An 18,203-nucleotide genomic window follows, 5' to 3' on the forward strand; every position below is an offset into this window, starting at 1 on the left:
TCAGTATAACTACCAATTTTTTGCTACAGGTGAATTTAACCCCAGTATTTTTACTGCGCCTTCAGGGAAATGAGAGGATTGTTGACGGTTGACGGTTGACGGTTGACTGTTGACAAAACATCCTATTGTGGCTGGCGCTCAAGGCTAGCTTCGATTGTACTGTTTAAAAAATGACCAGCTAGAATCGCGCTATTTAAGTAGTAGGAATCCTCTGATAACTGATGCAGGGTTTCAAACCCGCTGCGACGTTGGCGATCGTTTAGTGCCCAGTAACGCTGTACTATCGTTGATAGACCAATCAAACCTTCGCCTTCTACTTGTCCCAAAAGATTATGTTGCAGTAAAAAGGTATATTGGCGCTCTCCATTATCTAAACGCCCCTTATACTGCAAAGAAATCTCTGAGCGATCGCTACCTGGAAATATGAGCTTTGTCGCCATCGTAAACCAGTTATCTCGATTCCAAGCCACCAGGATCATACCCTTAACATTTATCGGCATACTATTGCGTTCCAGCCAGCTTCCTTGTAATGTCCAACGTCCGGGTTGCATTAAAAAAGTGTGAGCCACCTTGTTCTGTTCCTTGTCGTGATCGAGTACCGCTACGACACAAAGATATATTTGAAACGCAAAAATGTCAGGCGGTTATGGGTGGGGAAACCTGGGCGGGGAAACCCCGCCCCTACAAATGTCCGCATTTTCATGTAATCAATGCCCAATACCCCATGCCCAATGCCCTCTTAGGCAGAATGAACTTCTCCTAAAAGCACTTCTTGAGGTGCGCCAGTAGCGCTAGGTAGGTTTCCAGGGATACCTAATTGTCGCCAATAGGCTAACACTGCAAAGGCGATCGCTTCTTTAGAATCTGCACTTAAACCAACTTCATCTGTAGTTAAAACTGGTACTGATGCTAATAGTGACTGCAAACGCTGTTTTAAATAAAGATTGCGGCTACCACCACCACATAACAGTACGCGATCGGGCAGTTGGGGCAAAAAGGTACGGTAACTATGAACAATCGCCGCAGCGGTGAGTTCTGTTAGTGTTGCCAGTATATCTGCGGGACTGAGTTGGTATGCTTGGGCATCTTCTAAACACTGTTGTAGATAAGTTACACCAAATAACTCTCTCCCAGTTGATTTAGGTGGTGGTAGTTGAAAGTAATCTTGGTTTAACCATTGTTCTACTAACGGCTGACAGGGAGTACCGCTTGCTGCCCACTGACCGTTTTCATCGTAATTTTTAGCACCATTTGTCAAATACTCTACAGTTAGATCTAATAGGCTATTTCCTGGGCCAGTATCCCAGCCGAGCATTTTTTCTAGCCAATTGTCACGGCGCGGAGGTATATAAGCAACATTACCAATGCCACCGATATTTTGTATACAACGTGCTTCTTGGGGATGACTGAGTAAATAAGCATCAACTCGCGGAACAAGAGGCGCACCATGTCCACCAATAGCGATATCAGCGACACGAAAGTTACTCACAGTTGTGATTTTGGTTAAATGGGCAATCAACGCCCCACGTCCAAGTTGCAACGTGTAACCTAAGTTTTTCCCTTCCTCTCCTGCTCCTTTGGGCGGTCGATGGTAAACTGTTTGACCGTGGGAGCCAATCAAAGTAGCTGGCTGATGACCAATTTGAATATTTTGGGCAGCTTGAGCAAAAACAAAAGCGATCGCATCATCTAGTTCTGCCAATTCTGCCATTGAGATGGCTTTTCCGGCGCAGACTGCTAATATTTTTTCTCTGAGATCTGTGGGGTAAGGAAATGTTTCCCCTTTGACTAACTCAACTTTCAGATCTAATTCGTGCCCAGTAATCTCAACTAAAGCAGCGTCTATACCATCTACAGATGTGCCGCTAATTAAACCGATAACTGTAGTCATAAATAAGTTGTGTGATTAATCACATGACCATCTAGCTTGACTTCACTAGTACTGAATTACCTTCAATTTTGGCAATATAAGTTTTTAGTGGTTTTTTGGCTGGGCCTTTTTGTACCTGACCATCAACTGCAAATTCTGCGCGATGACAGGGACAAGTGAATTTTTGTGCTTCAGATGTCCATGTTACTGTGCATCCTTTATGAGTACAAGTTGGGTCAACAGCTATTAAATTTTCACTTTCAGATGTACCAATTATTAAGACAGAACCAATAGGTGAGTTTTCCACCAGCAATTGACCAGTTTCATCTAATTTTGCGGTAGTACCAACTGTTTGCCAATCGCTAGCTACTGAAGATGTTGATGCCCTCGTCTGTTTAAGACAGGCAGCAATTACTACAGGTAGTGAAGTTGCTAACCAACTTAAACCTACCCAATGGATAAAATGACGACGTTTCATACTTCAGTTGACCCTCAGTTTTGCTGTGATGAATTTACTTATACGAATTCGATATGAAGATGCATATAATTAGCCTGCCAGAGCAGGCTTTGTATTGATAGCCTCAGGCTTCGAGGCTTGCAGCTTTAATGTGCAGCCTCACATAGACTCACATAGAATTGGTATGACGATCATACTTGAGCTACGAAAAATTGCTGAAACTTTTAGTATATATTAGTAGCATTTGTTTTATATTTCACAACTATTTTTAATAAAGATTACATATTGAAAGAGTAATAAAACTTTAATTAACTACACTCTATTAACAGTACGGATATTATATTATATCAATCGCTATTGATTGCCTAATAAGGATTAAATCAAATAAAAAAAATTAACTGACACTTTTATATGAAGTATATATTCAATATGAAGCAGCTACGTAAGCGCACTATAAAGCTACTAGTACTATTGAGTACTTTTATTGTCAGCTTTATTTTAGCTGAAGCACTTTCAATTACTATTTCGCCATCTACTTCTCTATCTCTAGCTCAGGCGTTACCAACTTGTTCAGCGATTCCGCGCTTACTTCAAGCCCCAGATTCCAAAACTTCCGCACCTCTACCACCAACTTTGTCGAGTACATCTGTCCCTGGCCCTGCTCCGCGAATAGACCGGGTGGGATTCCCAAAAAACTATCAAAATGCTTTCAAGTTAATATATGTCGTTGACCGACCGGACAATAAGCAGGTGCGTGTAATCTGTGGTAACGAGATAGCTGCTGCTGTCAAGCCAGGACAGCTTTTTCCTTACGGTAGTGTATTCGTCATGGAAATTTATAGAGCTAAACAAGACCCAGACGGTAACGTCGTTAAAGATGAAAAAGGGCAATACATTCGAGAAACTCTAACGGCAATTTATGTACATCGTAAGGAAAAAGGCTTTGGGGCTGATTATCTGGAAAATCGCACCGGCGAGTGGGAGTACATTGGTTATCGACCCGATCAAACATACTTGCCAAATGGTGCGCCAGGAAAGACCAATGCTTGTGCAGCTTGTCACCTAAAACTAGCAGGTCAGTCTGAAGATTATGTGTTTCGCCAGGAATAGAGAATTGGTCAGTTGTTAGTTGTCATTTATCATTTGTCCTGCTTGTCCCCTCATCTCTGATTTTGCTTAAGCAAATTCCGAAATAGCTAGTATTTGTTTTTGCATCGTACTGAGTAGATCTAAGGCTTTTTGATAAGCCAGCTTCTCTCCCTGATTTCCAAAGAAATTTGATGCTTTTTGTAAGTCGGCGATCGCTCCTTGATAGTAACCTAGTTGATAGCGAGCTACGCCGCGATTAACATAAGCCATTCCATGACTGGGATTGAGGCGGATGACTTGGGAAAAATCACGCAATGCACCAAAGTTATCTCCTTTTCTGCCACAAGCACAACCCCGGTTAAAGTAAGCTCTGTCATCGTCGGCATCAAGATGAATTGCCAGAGTAAAATCAGCCATAGCGCCTTCAAAGTTTTGCAACTCTAACTGGGCTAAACCTCTGTCATTGTAGATATCTGCAAGGAGTAAATTTGCTGAGGCGGGAATTTGGCTCAGGGCTAAATTATAATCAGCTATTGCCTCTGAATAATTGCCTGTTGCTGCATAGGCGAGAGCAAGATTATAGTAAGCTCGAAATTCATCAGGTTTAAGTGCGATCGCTCGCTGATAATCGGCTATGGCTGCGGGATAATCTTTTTGTCTGTAGTTTGCTAATCCCCGATGTAGATACGCCTGGGGGTTTTCGGGTGATAAATTGATTGCTAGTGTACAATCTGCGATCGCTTGATGGTATTGTTGTAGTTGGAGATATGCAACACAGCGATCGCTATAAGCTTGAGCAAAGTCGCTTTGAAGTTCAATTGCCTGATTAAAATCCGCGATCGCTTCTGAATAATTGCTTTGTATAATTTTATTTACACCCAACTGCAAAAATTCACTAGCAGTAGTCTGGGAGTTAGCCAACGGTGAAGCATCAGCAGCTTGCGTCCAAAAAGTCAGAGTCAAAGCTGCGATCGCACTGAGAAATAATCGCCAGAAATAACTCATAAGCAAGATATTTGACTAAATAATTACGCGCTTTGTAATTAAATCTGACAGGGCAACCAATAAATTTTTGTTCATAGTCAGCACTTCAGTATTTTCTTTAGCAGCACTAAACCCGGATTTCTCACGAGATTTTTTCTTCTCCGTGTCTTGTGCCGTAGGGGCGGGTTAAGCCAGATAGTCGTAAATTACGAAAGCATATCTGTGAACCCGCCCCTACTTTTTGTGAGAAATGCGGGTAAAGTGCTGACTACGAAATTATCAAAACTCTTGTAGCGAAATACTAGGTTGAGTCAATATCAGCTTTTATTTCCAGTCCTTATCAGCTTGGCCGAGAACATAGGCTGCTACATCTTCAATTTGATTAGGCTTTAATCGACCACTAAAAGCAGGCATTGCATTTTTACCCTTTGTTACTTGGGCAATAATCGCTTCTGCTGAGTACATGCCAAACTTTTCCAAAGCGTCCTTTTTCAGAGTTTTATTGGCTTGAACCAAATTCTTGCCCCCTGCATGACAAGAAGCACAATTGGCTGCAAATAATTTGCCACCATTAACCGCATCTGCTGCTAATGCTGGACTACTGAAGGCAAAAGTGAAGATGGTAATGCCCAACAGTAATACTGAAATAATCTTTCTCATCTCTTGTTCTCTCTGATACAAAGACGTAATCGGTGTATATCTTCTATAATTGTCAGTTGAGGCGTTCACCTTCGTCAAAAGACAGGCTGTCAAACTTCGCTCGAATGACCGCATACACTAAGGTTTGGGGCTTTTTGCTTAAATAGGATTCATAGCTTGTTAGCACTGTCAAGAAAATGTAACTTTTTGTAAAACCGAACACTTGATTATTAAGAAATCTTGAAGACAATCCGGTGGCGGGGATGAGGGGGAAAGGGGGACAAGGTAGTAGGGACAATAAGACTGGGAGACGCGGTGACGCGGAGAAATAAATAATTCTCAATGCCCAATGCCCAATGCCCAATGCCCACTCGCCCTGAGCGTAAAGCCTTCGGCATAGCTTCGCTTAGCGCGAAGCGTCTCGAAGAGAAGCCGTACTGCGAAGCAGAACCCGTCCCTTGCGCGTCTCCGTCAGGAGAAGGGTAGGGATGCCCAATGCCCCATGCCCATTTATCTATTTGCCAATTGTGTCAGCGCCTCTTCTGTAACACGACAAATTCGCCATTCATCTAAAATAGATGCTCCCATACTGCGGTAGAATTCTTGGGCAGACTCATTCCAATCTAAAACACTCCACTCTAACCGCCCACAATTACGCTCAACAGCTATTTGAGCTAATTTAGATAACAGAGCCTTACCAATACCTTGACGGCGATATGCAGGTAACACAAATAAATCTTCTAGATAAATACCGGGCTTTGTCAAAAAAGTGGAATAATTATGAAAAAATAGGGCAAAACCTACAGATTGCCCTCCATACTCGGCTAATATTGCCTCAACATATCTGGGAGAGCCAAACAGATGCTCTTTTAAAGCTATAATATTTCCAGTTACTGCATGAGATAGTTTCTCATACTCTGCTAGTTGCTGAATTAAGTCAAACAACACGCTACAATCGGTTGGTTCAGCAAAACGCAAAATTAAATTTTTATGTGAAGTCATTAATCTATTTGGAGAAATGTTGGTTTGTCAGAGAGAACTAAAAAAGAAAATGCCTAATGAGTTCTATAGCATTTCCTAATCACATGAAGTACATCATAGCCCCCTCCTCGCTTGCGGGGAGGGGGTTGGGGGTGGGGTGACTATACCTCACTTGACAGAGAAACGCTATATACGGCTTATTTCAGGTAAATGAAGTAAACAGGTAGGGGCAAAACAATTTTGTGCCATGACTATGATCTGTACCTCACTTGCGTTGCAATCGGCTGTATTTTGGGAAAATTTGAATTTTTCTGCGGTTCGCATAAAAAGCGAAGTACGGCGGCTGGACATTTTCTGGACATTTTATGCTTGGTAATTACCTAAGAGGATAATTAAAGAAAAAAGCAAAAAGTCTGATATTTTCTAGTCATTAATTTACACTATTTTATAAATTAATTGAACCATTTTAGGGTAAGAGAGTTGATAAAATTCCTTTTTTGTAGCTAACTCAATAGAACCTTAAATCTTTTATTAGCAGTAAACCGTAGTATCATAATTGCTGGACTTTAAACCCAGTCAACATTAATTGAGGTGCTGCCTCGATTTAAATTATCATCAAATTATGCCAACACTCATGCCAACTGAAAATTCATTACGTGTTAAAGGGATAATACTACTTATTTTTATTAACATAATTGCAGCTACAACTTTTCCTTTAATAAAAGAAATAGTCACCACTCTTTCGCCCAGCACATTGATTGCAACACGCTTTGTCATTGCAGCAGGAGTTTTGAGCCTAAACTTACGTAAGCTCAACGGACTTTTATTTCGTGATGGTATAGTCCTAGGGCTTTTGCTGTTCTTTTTTTTAGGTATCGAAACAATTGCACTTAAGACCATACCAGCAAACCGGGCAGCATTCATTGGCAGTTTGAACGCACTTATTGTACCACTGCTGGGATGGTTGAGCGGTCAGCAAGTACTGTTGAAAACTTTCCTGGCTGCTGGGCTGGCTGTGAGTGGTATTGGTGTAATGTTTTGGGAAGGGGGAGAACTAGGAATTGGTGATGTATTGATGTTCTTTGATGCATTTGTTTATGCAGGCTACGTAATTTTTCTAGATAGAGTTGCGCCCCGTCACCCCACTTTAACCCTTACCAGTGTTCAACTTTTGTTCATTGCGGCCCTAGGGGTACTCTGGAGTAACACGCAAATCCTTAACCAATTTGAGGAGATTCGCCAGCACTGGGGAGCAATTATCTACCTAGGGCTAATGGCGACTGCTGCTGTCATCTGGCTTCAGACATTAGCACAGCGATGGGTTTCGGCTGAGGAAGCTGCTTTACTTTTTACACTTGAGCCATTGTTTGCGACAATTTTCTCGTTTTGGCTACTGGGAGAGCAGTTAGGAATACGCGGTGTAATCGGCGGAATTCTTGTTTTAGTTGCTCTGCTTGTCAGTCAAAGTCCTCAGAAGATTGAGCCAGAGGCTGAAGTTGAGGTAGAGATCAGTGAACGCACTGTTATTTCTTTAGTTTCGGGAAATGACAGCTAATTTTACTGTGCCGACTTTATAGCAAAGGGCATGTATAAATGCTATTTCTGAGATGTAGCATCAGTCCAAACCAATGATGACAAATCAATATAAACACTCACTTTACAAAAAAATACCTAGTAAAGTGAAATTTTCCTATGCCTATTTGAAAACTGTGAAATCGCAATAAATTTAAATACGGTGGTGCTTTATCTATGAACAAAATAGAGACAATTTCAGCTTCAAAGCTCAATTCTCAGATCACGATTCAGCAAACAGCAAAAGGACGAGGAGTATTTGCTACAAAAAAAATCACCCAAGGGGAAACCGTCGTGGTGGGTATCCCTATTGAAGAAGTTCCCGAACGTACAATATATTCGTTTCAGATGGATTTTAATTTGTATGTCAATCTAGATGAGCCTGCTGTCGTCATTAACCATTCTTGTGATCCAAATACTGGAGTAAGAAACAATCAGTTTGGCGGATATGACTTCGTTGCTTTGCGCAATATCGAAGCAGGTGAGGAAATTACTTGGGACTACGAAACCACAGAATATGAATCAATTGCTGTCCAACGGTGCTTGTGCGGATCTCAATCTTGTCGAGGAAAAACATTAGGATTTAAATTTAGAGAAAAAATGTTGCGCGATCGCTATGGTGAGTACATTGGAGGTTATCTCAAAACCCAAAGCAAATATGGTTTTAAAGGAAAATTAGGATAAAATATTTGGGAATAATTTACCTAGGGTAGGGTAGAGGCGATCGCACCCACCAAATGGATAAGTAGGTCAACATAATTAAATGTAAGATGTCATTGCGTAAAGCCTTCTCCTAGCGGAGACGCGCAAGGGACGGTATAGCTTCTCCTGTCGGAGAGGCTGCGCCAACGCGAACGCAATGACAAAACATATTATATTTATTTACGTTAAGCTACTTAACAGCCATACAGCAATCAGATTTTACGGTAATCCCTCAATGAGAAAATACCTCTGATTGCTGATTGACTTTAGGCTATTTAAATCAACCACCCTTTCAATCGTTTTGCAATGTGGGGACGCCGCAATTTGCGCATGGCTTTACTTTGAATTTGTCGGACTCGTTCGCGGGATAGATTGAACATATTACCGACTTCTTCTAAAGTACAAGGTTCGCTAGTTGTCAACCCATAACGTAAAGAAATTACGTCTTTTTCTCTTGGAGTTAAAACATCTCCCAACACTTCCCAAATCTCCTGACGCATCATGTGTTCGTTCATTTTTGCTTCTGGAGACAGGTTATCTTCGTCTTCTAGTAAATCCATTAATTCCGTGTCTTCTTCTTTACCAACACGGTGATTTAAAGACAGCGCTTGTCGCCTGAGTTGCTGCAATTGGCGTAATTGTTGTACATTCATTTCCAAAGCTTCTGCCATTTCTGCTTCGGAAGGATTGCGAGACAGTTTTTGTTTGAGTTCGCGTTGCGCTTTTTTTAGTTTGTTAAGTTTTTCAACAATATGGATTGGTAAGCGGATAGTACGCGCATCATTAGCGATCGCTCTTGTAATTGCTTGTCTAATCCACCAATAAGCGTATGTCGAAAATTTATATCCTTTATCTGGATCGAATTTTTCTGTAGCGCGATTTAAACCCATTGCGCCTTCTTGGATTAAATCTAGAAAAGGCACTCCGCGATTGAGATATCGTTTAGCAATCGATACTACTAACCTGAGGTTCGAGCGAATCATTTTGCGTTTCGCCACGCGACCTTGATATAAGCGACTTTCTAGCTGTTTTTCCGTCATTTCTAGCTCGGCAGCTATTTGGACTTTAGTCGGTTGTTGCCCTAAGCTAGTGTGTAAAGACTCTTGTATGTTCCTTACTTCTTCTAAAAATCTGACTCTCCGTGCTAATTCCACCTCTTCATCAGGTTTTAGCAAGGGATAACGCGCCATTTCTTTAAAAAACGCGCCTACAGCATCATCATGCTCGGTTTTATTGTATCCCGAAGGACGGGCTGCTGCCATCTCATCGCCATCACGTTCCTCCGACTCCAGTGTTTCTGGAATTGAAGAATCGTCATCTGCCACTGCTTCTAAACTATCAAATGATTGTTCTTCATTTTCAGCAGCACTCTCTAGTATTTCCAGTGTTCCCAATTCAGCAATATTCATAACTTTCCTTTAGGGATTGTTGCTTTGTTTGGTACATAATTCAGTGACAGCTGCTTGCTTGAGGCTTGGTAGTTTCCCTAAGGGAGAAATGCACACGTCCGGTAGCAAAACAAAAGTTTATGCTAATTTCTCATTAGAAGTTAAAATCAATGTCTAGCTGTCATTCCTTAGTTCCTGCTAGATAAATCTCATAACAATACTGGCCTATGCACCCACCAAATATCTCTTCAGCTCCCCAACCTCTATATTCCTCATTCTTTTCTTGATTGCTAAATATGTCAAATGCACTCAAACTTTCTCAACCTTAACTCAGATAATATTTGCAGCTAGACATCCCAAAATCTTAAATTTTTATTTAATTTTCCCAAGTTTTTTAGACTTTATTGCTTGGGATTGATGTCAACTGAAGGCTGAATTATCAAGGATGAAGGATGAAATTACTCCACCCATTAAAGGATGGTTGTTGGAATTGAGGAAAAAAACTTGATCCTTCGGCTGGCGAGAGGCTCAACAGTTCGGCTTCGCTCACTGTTGATTTTTTCGCCCACACTTGCGCCTTGCTCAGTGACCACGGCGACTAGTACAAATTCTCACTTCATCTTTCATCCTTCATCCTTTGTTCGGTCAAAAATCGTCAGCTTACTGCTGAGTTTATGAGGTTTGATTAAGTTTCATGAATGACACAAAATTAGCAATTTAAAATTCGGAAATAAATTGTTTGTTTGTATAAAAGCATCTCATATACATAAACAATTGAATATCTATCAATAGGGGTAAAAGCTTATCCTCTAGATAGTAGATATAGCAACTGTTTTGAAGATAGTGGAGGAAATGCTTTTGTTGTGTATGGTGGGTATCCAATATTTAATGCATGTATAGTTGAGTTGAATTTGGTGATGTGGATGATATAAGAGGAAACTTATCAAGTATTATGAGGGATAAAAGTATTACGATTTACAGTTTATGCAATCAAGAGCAAAAAGTTAGAGCCAACAAAAAAAATTTGCTCGTTGACACACCAGACACTAGCACTAGAAAATCTATCTATTAAATCAGCACATATGTATATTGATGGCGTAAATTTATCCCATTTGGTAGTTCATGAACCGGGAGAGTCATATAAATCACAAACAAATATGAATCGCTGGGTTGAAGTATTGGTAGACTGTCCAGGAAACTTGGGGCTATTTACCTATCGCTTAAATGCCCAGTTAGAAATTAAACCAGGGGATATTTTAACTGTACCCTTTGGTACGCAACAATTGGGAGGGATTGCCATTCGGTTATTAGCACAGCCAAATACTGATATACCAATAGAAAAAATCCGCGATGTCGAAGATGTCGTGAGTGTGGGTTTTTTTCCTAGTGGTTATTGGGAATTATTAAATAAAGTATCGTCATATTACTATACACCGCTAATTCAAGCGATCCGGGTGGCTTTACCACCAGGGTTGTTGGGGCGATCGCAGCGTCGTATTCGCTTAACTTCCCTAGGAAAGCAAAGTGGAAAAAAAGAGCAAGAGAGTAATTATGTACTAAATCAGCAAATTTCTCCATCTGCTGCATTCCTGAGTGACTCAGCACAGCAAATTCTCCAACTTTTGCAAGCTCAACCGTTAGGAGATTACAGTTTTATTTACCTCCAACAAAAAATCAAATCCGCTCATCGGGGAGTGCGGGAATTAAGGCGATTTGGTTTGGTAGAAAGTTACTTAGAACCACCAAGATTGACTCGACCAAAATTACAGAAAGCAGTTACCCTGATCGGCACAATTGACACTGATTTAACTCCACGCCAACGAGAAATTATTGAAGTATTGCGAAAACGTGGTGGTGAATTATGGCACAGTGAATTATTGCAGATTTGCCATACTAGTACCTCTGTCTTGAAGACGTTGGCAAATAAAGGCTACATCGTGATTGAAGAACGGGAAGTATTGCGAACAGAACAAGGGCCTCTTGTCACAAGCGATCGCCCTAAATCATTAACCCCCGATCAATCTCATGCCTTAGCCAGAATACAATCATTAAATGGATATGCTCAAGTTTTGTTGCATGGAGTCACAGGTTCGGGGAAAACCGAGGTTTACTTACAAGCGATCGCACCTTTATTAAATCAAGGTAAATCCGCCCTAGTCTTAGTCCCCGAAATTGGACTGACACCCCAGCTAACCGATCGCTTCCGTGCTAGATTCGGTAACAAAGTTAGCGTCTATCATAGCGCTCTCTCGGACGGCGAACGATACGACACCTGGCGGCAAATGCTCACAGGCGAACCCCAGGTAGTAATTGGCACACGCAGCGCCATTTTTGCGCCCCTACCCAACTTGGGTTTAATTATCTTAGATGAAGAACACGACAGCAGTTTTAAGCAAGATTCCCCCATTCCCACATACCATGCGCGCACCGTTGCGCAATGGCGAGCCGAAATTGAAAATTGTCCCTTAGTCTTGGGTTCAGCGACACCTTCCTTGGAAAGTTGGGTGAATTTTCATCAAGCTGCGGTTCAAGAAGACGCGGAGAAATCTTCTTTCCCCGCGTCCCCCCGTCCCCATGTCTCCGTGTCCTCCTACTACCTCTCCCTCCCTGAACGCATCAACTCACGCCCTTTACCACCAGTAGAAATAGTAGATATGCGACGCGAGTTGCAGGAAGGAAATCGCTCTATCTTTAGTAGATCCCTACAAACAGCTTTGCAACAATTGCAAGAAAGACAACAACAGGGAATTTTATTTATCCATCGCCGGGGACACAGTACTTTTGTATCTTGCCGTAGTTGTGGCTATGTACTAGAGTGTCCCCACTGTGATGTATCTTTAGCCTATCACCACACCGAAGACGGCGCGCCCGAACTGTTGCGTTGTCATTACTGTAATTATGGGCGATCGCATCCCAAATTTTGCCCTGACTGCGCTTCTCCTTACCTAAAATTCTTCGGTAGCGGTACTCAGCGCGTCGCTCAAGAATTATCGCGCCAGTTTCCCGAACTGAAATACATTCGTTTTGATAGCGACACCACCCGCAACAAAGGCTCACACCGCATCCTGCTCACCCAATTTGCTAACGGGGAAGCACATCTATTAGTAGGTACGCAAATGCTCACCAAAGGTTTAGACTTACCCCAGGTGACACTTGTTGGTGTTGTTGCGGCTGACGGATTGTTGCATCTTAGTGACTATCGCGCCAGCGAACGAGCATTTCAAACCTTAACCCAGGTAGCCGGTCGTGCAGGTAGAGGCGAAGATCCTGGTAGGGTAATTATACAAACTTATAACACAGAACATCAAGTAATTGAAGCAGTAAAAAGCCATGATTATTATTCTTTTTCCACTGCTGAAATAGAACAAAGACAAGCACTTAATTATCCTCCCTACGGCAGGTTAATTTTATTACGCTTGAGCAGTTTAGATCCAATTCAAGTACAGAATACTGCGCAAATCATCGCTACAGCATTAGGTACAGAAGAAAGATTCGAGATTTTAGGGCCAGCACCAGCGAGTATTTTACGAGTAGCTAATCGTTATCGCTGGCAGATATTAATTAAATTCGCCCCTGATGATTTACCGAATTTACCAGATTGGGAAGATGTGCGATCGCTCTGTCCGCAATCTGTTAGCTTAACAATAGATGTAGATCCCTTAAACATCATGTAATGATAACAACTGCTATGGGCAGGGTTGTTACAGATAAGATCCCCGACTTCTTTGAGAAGTCGGGGATCTTATAGCCCATCAAAATTAATGTGATGAACTACTAAGTGAACTCCAAAAAATAAATTATCCCAAATTGTAGGGGCGGGGTTTCCCCGGCCTTAACCAGAGTGATATTAACTAGCCTGGAATATTCTCACCACTGGTGATGATAAAATCCGTTGCTGAGAGTAATAAATTCTTGGAGAGATTAGCAAATTGATCGCCTGAACCAAAGCCAGTATCTGCGCCATTTGCGTTATAAAACAATCTCCCATTGACATAATTGTAAACAATAATGCCACTGCTAGTAGCCGCAGCAGCATCAGTTGCGACTCTTGTAAATTCACTGGCAATATTTGTGAGTAGAGTGAATGTATTGTTGTCTAGAACAATTTTGTCACTACTCACAGTAAAATCAGTAATAGTGTCAACTCCAATAGTACCGCTATCAAAAGAAGAGTTGGTAGCGTAAACGAATTGATCGTTACCACCACCACCTACAAGGTAATCATTACCAGCACCACCGATTAGGCTATCGTCACCATCACCACCATACAAACGATCCTTACCTGTACCACTTTCGAGACTGTCGTTCCCGCCGAAGCCGTAGAGTAAATTATCGCCTTCTCCGCCATTTAAAGAGTTGTTGGCACTATTTCCTTTGATATTATTGTTGAGTTCGTTGCCCGTACCGTTGATTTCAGCATCACCAGTAAGGGTAAGATGCTCTAAATTTGTATCTACTAGGGTGTAGGTAATTGCGGCGTAGACAGTATCCGTACCCCCAGTTGAGTTTTCAACGATGCTGTCATCTTCACTATCAACATAGTAGACATCATTACCATCACCACCAACCATGCTATCATTGCCGATACCACCATCGAGAATATCGTTACCAGCAGCAGCGATAAGAGTATCGTTACCATTCCCACCATACAGACGATCATTACCTGCACCACTTGTGAGATTGTCGTTCCCGGCATTACCATAAAGTAAGTTATCGCCTTCCATGCCATCTAGGAAGTTGTCGGCACTATTCCCGCTGATGATATTGTTAAATTCGTTGCCGGTAGCTGCGATCGCAGTACTTCCAGTGAGGGTGAGATTCTCTAAATTTGTCTCTACTAGGGTATAGTCAATTGCAGCGTAGACAGTATCCCTACCGCCTGTAGTTTCTTCAACAATGATGTCATTTTCACTATCTACGTAGTAAGCATCATTATCATCACCACCTTCCATTCTATCATCGCCGAGACCACCATTGAGAATATCGTTCCCTGCACCACCGCTCAGAGAGTTGTTGGCAATATTTCCTCTGATGCTATTGTTGAGTTCGTTGCCGATAGCAGCGATCGCAGTATTTCCAGTTAGGATCAGATTCTCTAAATTTGTCTCTACTAGGTTATAGTCAAATGTGGCGTAGACAGTATCCGTACCCTGGCTAATGTTTTCAACGATGATGTCATTTTCACTATCTACGTAGTAGGCATCATTACCATCACCACCTTCCATCCTATCATCGCCGAGACCACCATTGAGAATATCGTTCCCTGCACCACCGCTCAGAAAGTTGTTGGCAATATTTCCTTTGATGCTATTGTTGAGTTCGTTCCCTACACCGTTGATTTCAGTATTTCCAGTCAGGATCAGATTCTCTAAATTTGTCTCTACTAGGATGTAGTTAATTGCAGCATAGACAGTATCCTTACCGCCTGTAGTTTCTTCAAAAATGATGTCATTTTCACTATCAACATAGTAGATATCATTACCATCACCACCTTCCATCCTATCATCACCGAGACCACCATCGAGAATATCGTTTCCCGCACCACCATAGAGACTGTCATTACCATCACCACCATTGAAGCGATCGTTACCATCACCGCCACTGAGGCTGTCTGCACCAACTCCACCCAAAATATAGTCATTACCAGTGCCACCTATTGAGTTAATTGTGCCTGCAAAACTCCTCAAATCAAAGTTCTCGAATTCTGCAACCAGCAATCCAGAAATGCCTTGAATTTGATTGCTGGGATTACTCAAATAAATGCTAACTGTGTCTGCGCTAGTGCCACCATTGAGAACAAAGGTATCTATTCCATCTCCACCAGCGATCGTGTCATCTTGCTGTAAATTGGCAACACTAGCAATAACCCGATCTGCGCCATCTTTGCCATCAAAAAAATCTGTTTTACTGGTAGCTACAAATGTGTTATTGGCATTTGTGCCGTTAACCGTGTTGCTAGGTGTATCGTTGAGATCATAGATATAGGCAATCCCAGCATCAGTATTACTACCAGCATCATAATAAGGAGCGCTGATAGCAATCTTATTGCTACCAATGGCAGTAATAGCTCCCCCAAAAGCATCATCACCTGTGCCTGGATTAGTAAAGATTTTTTCGAGTTTATAAGTGGGTAATGCCCCATCTCCATCGTACAGATAAACTGCACCACGACCGGGAACTGGAGTGAAGGTAGTCCCACTCACCGTAAAAGTACCAGCTGCACCAATAAGAATATCGTTGCCGAAAAATGCCATTGAAGAACCAAAACCCAAATTGCTGGTATCCGGATTAATAAAGGTTTTCAACAGTGTCGGGGTTGGGGTAGTGGTATCGTATAGGTATACAGCCCCAGCATCAGTACCAGCCATATCTTCGCCGGGAGCGCCAATCAAAAAACGTGTACCATCACTATTAGATTTCACTGCCAAACCAAAGAAATCTAGCAATGATGGGTTTGGGTTGGTAAATGTCTGTAGCAGATTACCTGCGGTATCATACTTATAAGCACGTCCAGTCCCAAAATTTGCAGGAAGAGTACCAAATCCTGGTGCACCTATAAGAATGTCGTTGTTAGCAGCTGCGACTGCAAAGCCAAATCGTGCATCTTGAATAAACCCTGTATTCGGATTAACAATCTGCTTAATTGCTCCACTATTATCAAATATACGTACCTCGCCAGCATTATCGGTGGCAGTACTTTTACCCTTTTCCGGTGCGCCAATCACAACCTTCCCATCACTCAGGATTGCTACAGCACTGCCAAATTCGCTGTCATCATTATTAACTGAATTATCGAAAGTTTGTTGCAGTACACTAGTGGCGTTAAATCTGTATGCTCTTCCAACATCTTGAGTGCCAAAATTGGAAGCGCCAATGATGTAATCTGTACCGTTGGTAGCAGCTGAGAAACCAAATAAATCGCCTGTAGCATTCGCTGGATTTGTAAACGTTTGCTGGAGTACACCATTAGTATCTAGTCGGTAAGCTTCTCCACGATTGCCATTGGCTTTCGGTGCGCCAATCAAAATGTTAGCGCCATTAGATGCCACTGAGAAACCAAATCGCTCACCAGCATCAGGTGAAGGATTATTAATAATCACAGATGGGGTGTTGACAACTTTAACATTCCGACGCAAAATGTTAACCCAGGTTGTATTGTCTCCACCATTAGCTAAACCTGGTGTAGCGCTTGTAGAAGCAGCATCAAGTGACCAGTTATTAGTATTGGTAGCACCCACCGCTGAATTTCGAGTATAAGCACTATATTTGCCGCTGTTGGGGGTGGGAGTTCGTGGAAAGCTATATATAGTAGTACCACTATCATTCAGTAGCTTAGGTAGATTTGTAGTACTTGCATCATTAAAATCACCTGTTGTGCTACCCCAACCTTTTGTATTAAGAACTGCAAATTGTCCGGTACTATTTAGAGATGATATTTGTACTACATAATCTCCAGTTGCCGGACTGTAAGTTAAGTCTTCAGTAATAGTACCATCAACATCAATGCCGTTATATAGCACGATTACAGTTCCGGCTTTTAATGCTTTAAAACCATCACCAGACAAAGTGATATCTAGTGTGTCATCGCCATTAACTAATCTGTGATTTTGGAGATTGAGGTTATCGGAAACAACTAAAAGTTCAATCCATTCTTTCCCACCATCACTACCTTGGGAAAATTCGTTAATAATTACGTCACCAGTCTTAGCTAAAACCGAGTTGTAAGCTTGCATTACTTCCGCCCCAAATGCTAGGGTGGCTTCAATTTTCCCGGTGCTAAAATCTAAATCCCAATTACCGCCTAAAGCTGCATTACCAATTTTATGGGTGGAAGCGGCAACATTTGCTCCTGTCAGGCGACTAATCTGGTATACAAATTTTGTACCTCCTTTATTAGCCACATCACAGCCATAAAGCAGGATATCAGCATTATCGGTTAAAGCATTTGCCCACTGATGCAACTGCTGCCCATAAAATTCTAAATTCTCAGCACTCAGTTGGATTGTCCCCAGTTGTAAGCTACCTTCACTCCCGTGGGAGACAATGTGAACTGATTTAAATTTACCTACTGCCAAGGACTCTGTAATTTGGGTTATACCATCTCTTGTAGGATCAAGAATAACGACTTGCAAGCCAGGTTTTATCCCAGCTATCAGGCTTTTATACCCTAAAACTGTTGTATCTATAAATACAATTTCTTTAGTTGTTAGTTGTAATACATCCGAAAAATAAGTATTGGCTCTGTCAGCGTTCTTTTCGAGTAATTTCATGATGATTTGTTTGAGTAAATAAAATTCTGAGTTTAGATACGGAAATTGGTATTGGGAAGACAACACTCAGCAGTCAGCCAATCCTTCGCCATTAACTTTCATTGCCCAATGAGAGCGTAATGAATCAAAAAAACTTAATAGTTATCTAACTCAGTACACTCTATATAGAATGCTTGTTTTAGAATCTTTAGGTTTCTTCTTTATCAATCTACGAAATTAAAACTACTGGTACTACCGTATTTGTACTTATA

At 41.7% G+C, this 18,203-nt stretch carries 12 protein-coding genes; 4 read left to right on the forward strand and 8 right to left on the reverse strand.

Features of this window, described 5'->3' with window-relative positions; translation table 11 throughout:
* Positions 1-122 precede the first annotated feature (122 nt).
* From AACU32_RS24185 to AACU32_RS24195, 3 genes are all read right to left on the reverse strand, one after another.
* The gene (locus AACU32_RS24185) at positions 123-569 is read right to left on the reverse strand and encodes a hypothetical protein (RefSeq protein ID WP_096603755.1); all 447 of its coding nucleotides are present in this window, start codon (positions 567-569) and stop codon (positions 123-125) included.
* 170 nt (positions 570-739) lie between these two features.
* A complete protein-coding gene (locus AACU32_RS24190) occupies positions 740-1,891 on the reverse strand; it encodes an anhydro-N-acetylmuramic acid kinase (protein WP_096603756.1) in 1,152 nt (383 codons plus the stop codon).
* Between the two features lie 31 nt (positions 1,892-1,922).
* Complete coding sequence (locus AACU32_RS24195) at positions 1,923-2,348, reverse strand: QcrA and Rieske domain-containing protein (protein WP_096603757.1); 426 nt, start codon at positions 2,346-2,348, stop codon at positions 1,923-1,925.
* A gap of 408 nt (positions 2,349-2,756) precedes the next feature.
* On the opposite strand from AACU32_RS24195, the gene AACU32_RS24200 reads away from it, so the two are divergent.
* Positions 2,757-3,437, forward strand: coding sequence for a cytochrome P460 family protein (locus AACU32_RS24200; protein ID WP_339378226.1), 681 nt, complete (start codon positions 2,757-2,759; stop codon positions 3,435-3,437).
* Positions 3,438-3,503: 66 nt separating this feature from the next.
* Here the strand turns inward: AACU32_RS24200 and AACU32_RS24205 are convergent, their stop codons facing one another.
* The 3 genes from AACU32_RS24205 to AACU32_RS24215 form a co-directional block, all read right to left on the reverse strand.
* Positions 3,504-4,421: a tetratricopeptide repeat protein gene (locus AACU32_RS24205; protein WP_096603759.1), complete on the reverse strand. Its 918-nt coding sequence runs from the start codon at positions 4,419-4,421 to the stop codon at positions 3,504-3,506.
* A gap of 303 nt (positions 4,422-4,724) precedes the next feature.
* Positions 4,725-5,060 carry a cytochrome c6 PetJ gene (gene petJ / locus AACU32_RS24210; protein WP_096603760.1) on the reverse strand — a complete coding sequence of 112 codons (336 nt, stop codon included), beginning with the start codon at positions 5,058-5,060 and terminating at the stop codon, positions 4,725-4,727.
* A 489-nt stretch (positions 5,061-5,549) separates the two neighbouring features.
* Positions 5,550-6,041 carry a GNAT family N-acetyltransferase gene (locus AACU32_RS24215; protein ID WP_096603761.1) on the reverse strand — a complete coding sequence of 164 codons (492 nt, stop codon included), beginning with the start codon at positions 6,039-6,041 and terminating at the stop codon, positions 5,550-5,552.
* 613 nt (positions 6,042-6,654) lie between these two features.
* On the opposite strand from AACU32_RS24215, the gene AACU32_RS24220 reads away from it, so the two are divergent.
* Positions 6,655-7,575, forward strand: coding sequence for an EamA family transporter (locus AACU32_RS24220; RefSeq protein WP_096608153.1), 921 nt, complete (start codon positions 6,655-6,657; stop codon positions 7,573-7,575).
* 194 nt (positions 7,576-7,769) lie between these two features.
* On the forward strand, positions 7,770-8,276 hold the full coding sequence (locus tag AACU32_RS24225) for an SET domain-containing protein (RefSeq protein ID WP_096603762.1): 507 nt from the start codon (positions 7,770-7,772) through the stop codon (positions 8,274-8,276).
* 293 nt (positions 8,277-8,569) lie between these two features.
* Here AACU32_RS24225 and AACU32_RS24230 read toward each other — a convergent pair whose 3' ends face one another.
* Entirely contained in the window at positions 8,570-9,703 is a 1,134-nt protein-coding gene (locus AACU32_RS24230) for an RpoD/SigA family RNA polymerase sigma factor (protein ID WP_096603763.1), read from the reverse strand.
* A 1,061-nt stretch (positions 9,704-10,764) separates the two neighbouring features.
* Between AACU32_RS24230 and priA the strand changes: the two genes are divergently transcribed.
* A complete protein-coding gene (gene priA, locus AACU32_RS24235) occupies positions 10,765-13,356 on the forward strand; it encodes a primosomal protein N' (RefSeq protein WP_096603764.1) in 2,592 nt (863 codons plus the stop codon).
* A 177-nt stretch (positions 13,357-13,533) separates the two neighbouring features.
* Here the strand turns inward: priA and AACU32_RS24240 are convergent, their stop codons facing one another.
* Positions 13,534-17,952 carry a DUF4347 domain-containing protein gene (locus tag AACU32_RS24240; protein WP_096603765.1) on the reverse strand — a complete coding sequence of 1,473 codons (4,419 nt, stop codon included), beginning with the start codon at positions 17,950-17,952 and terminating at the stop codon, positions 13,534-13,536.
* Positions 17,953-18,203 lie beyond the last annotated feature (251 nt).

Source organism: Calothrix sp. NIES-2100 (assembly GCF_963875285.1).
Classification (GTDB): domain Bacteria; phylum Cyanobacteriota; class Cyanobacteriia; order Cyanobacteriales; family Nostocaceae; genus Aulosira.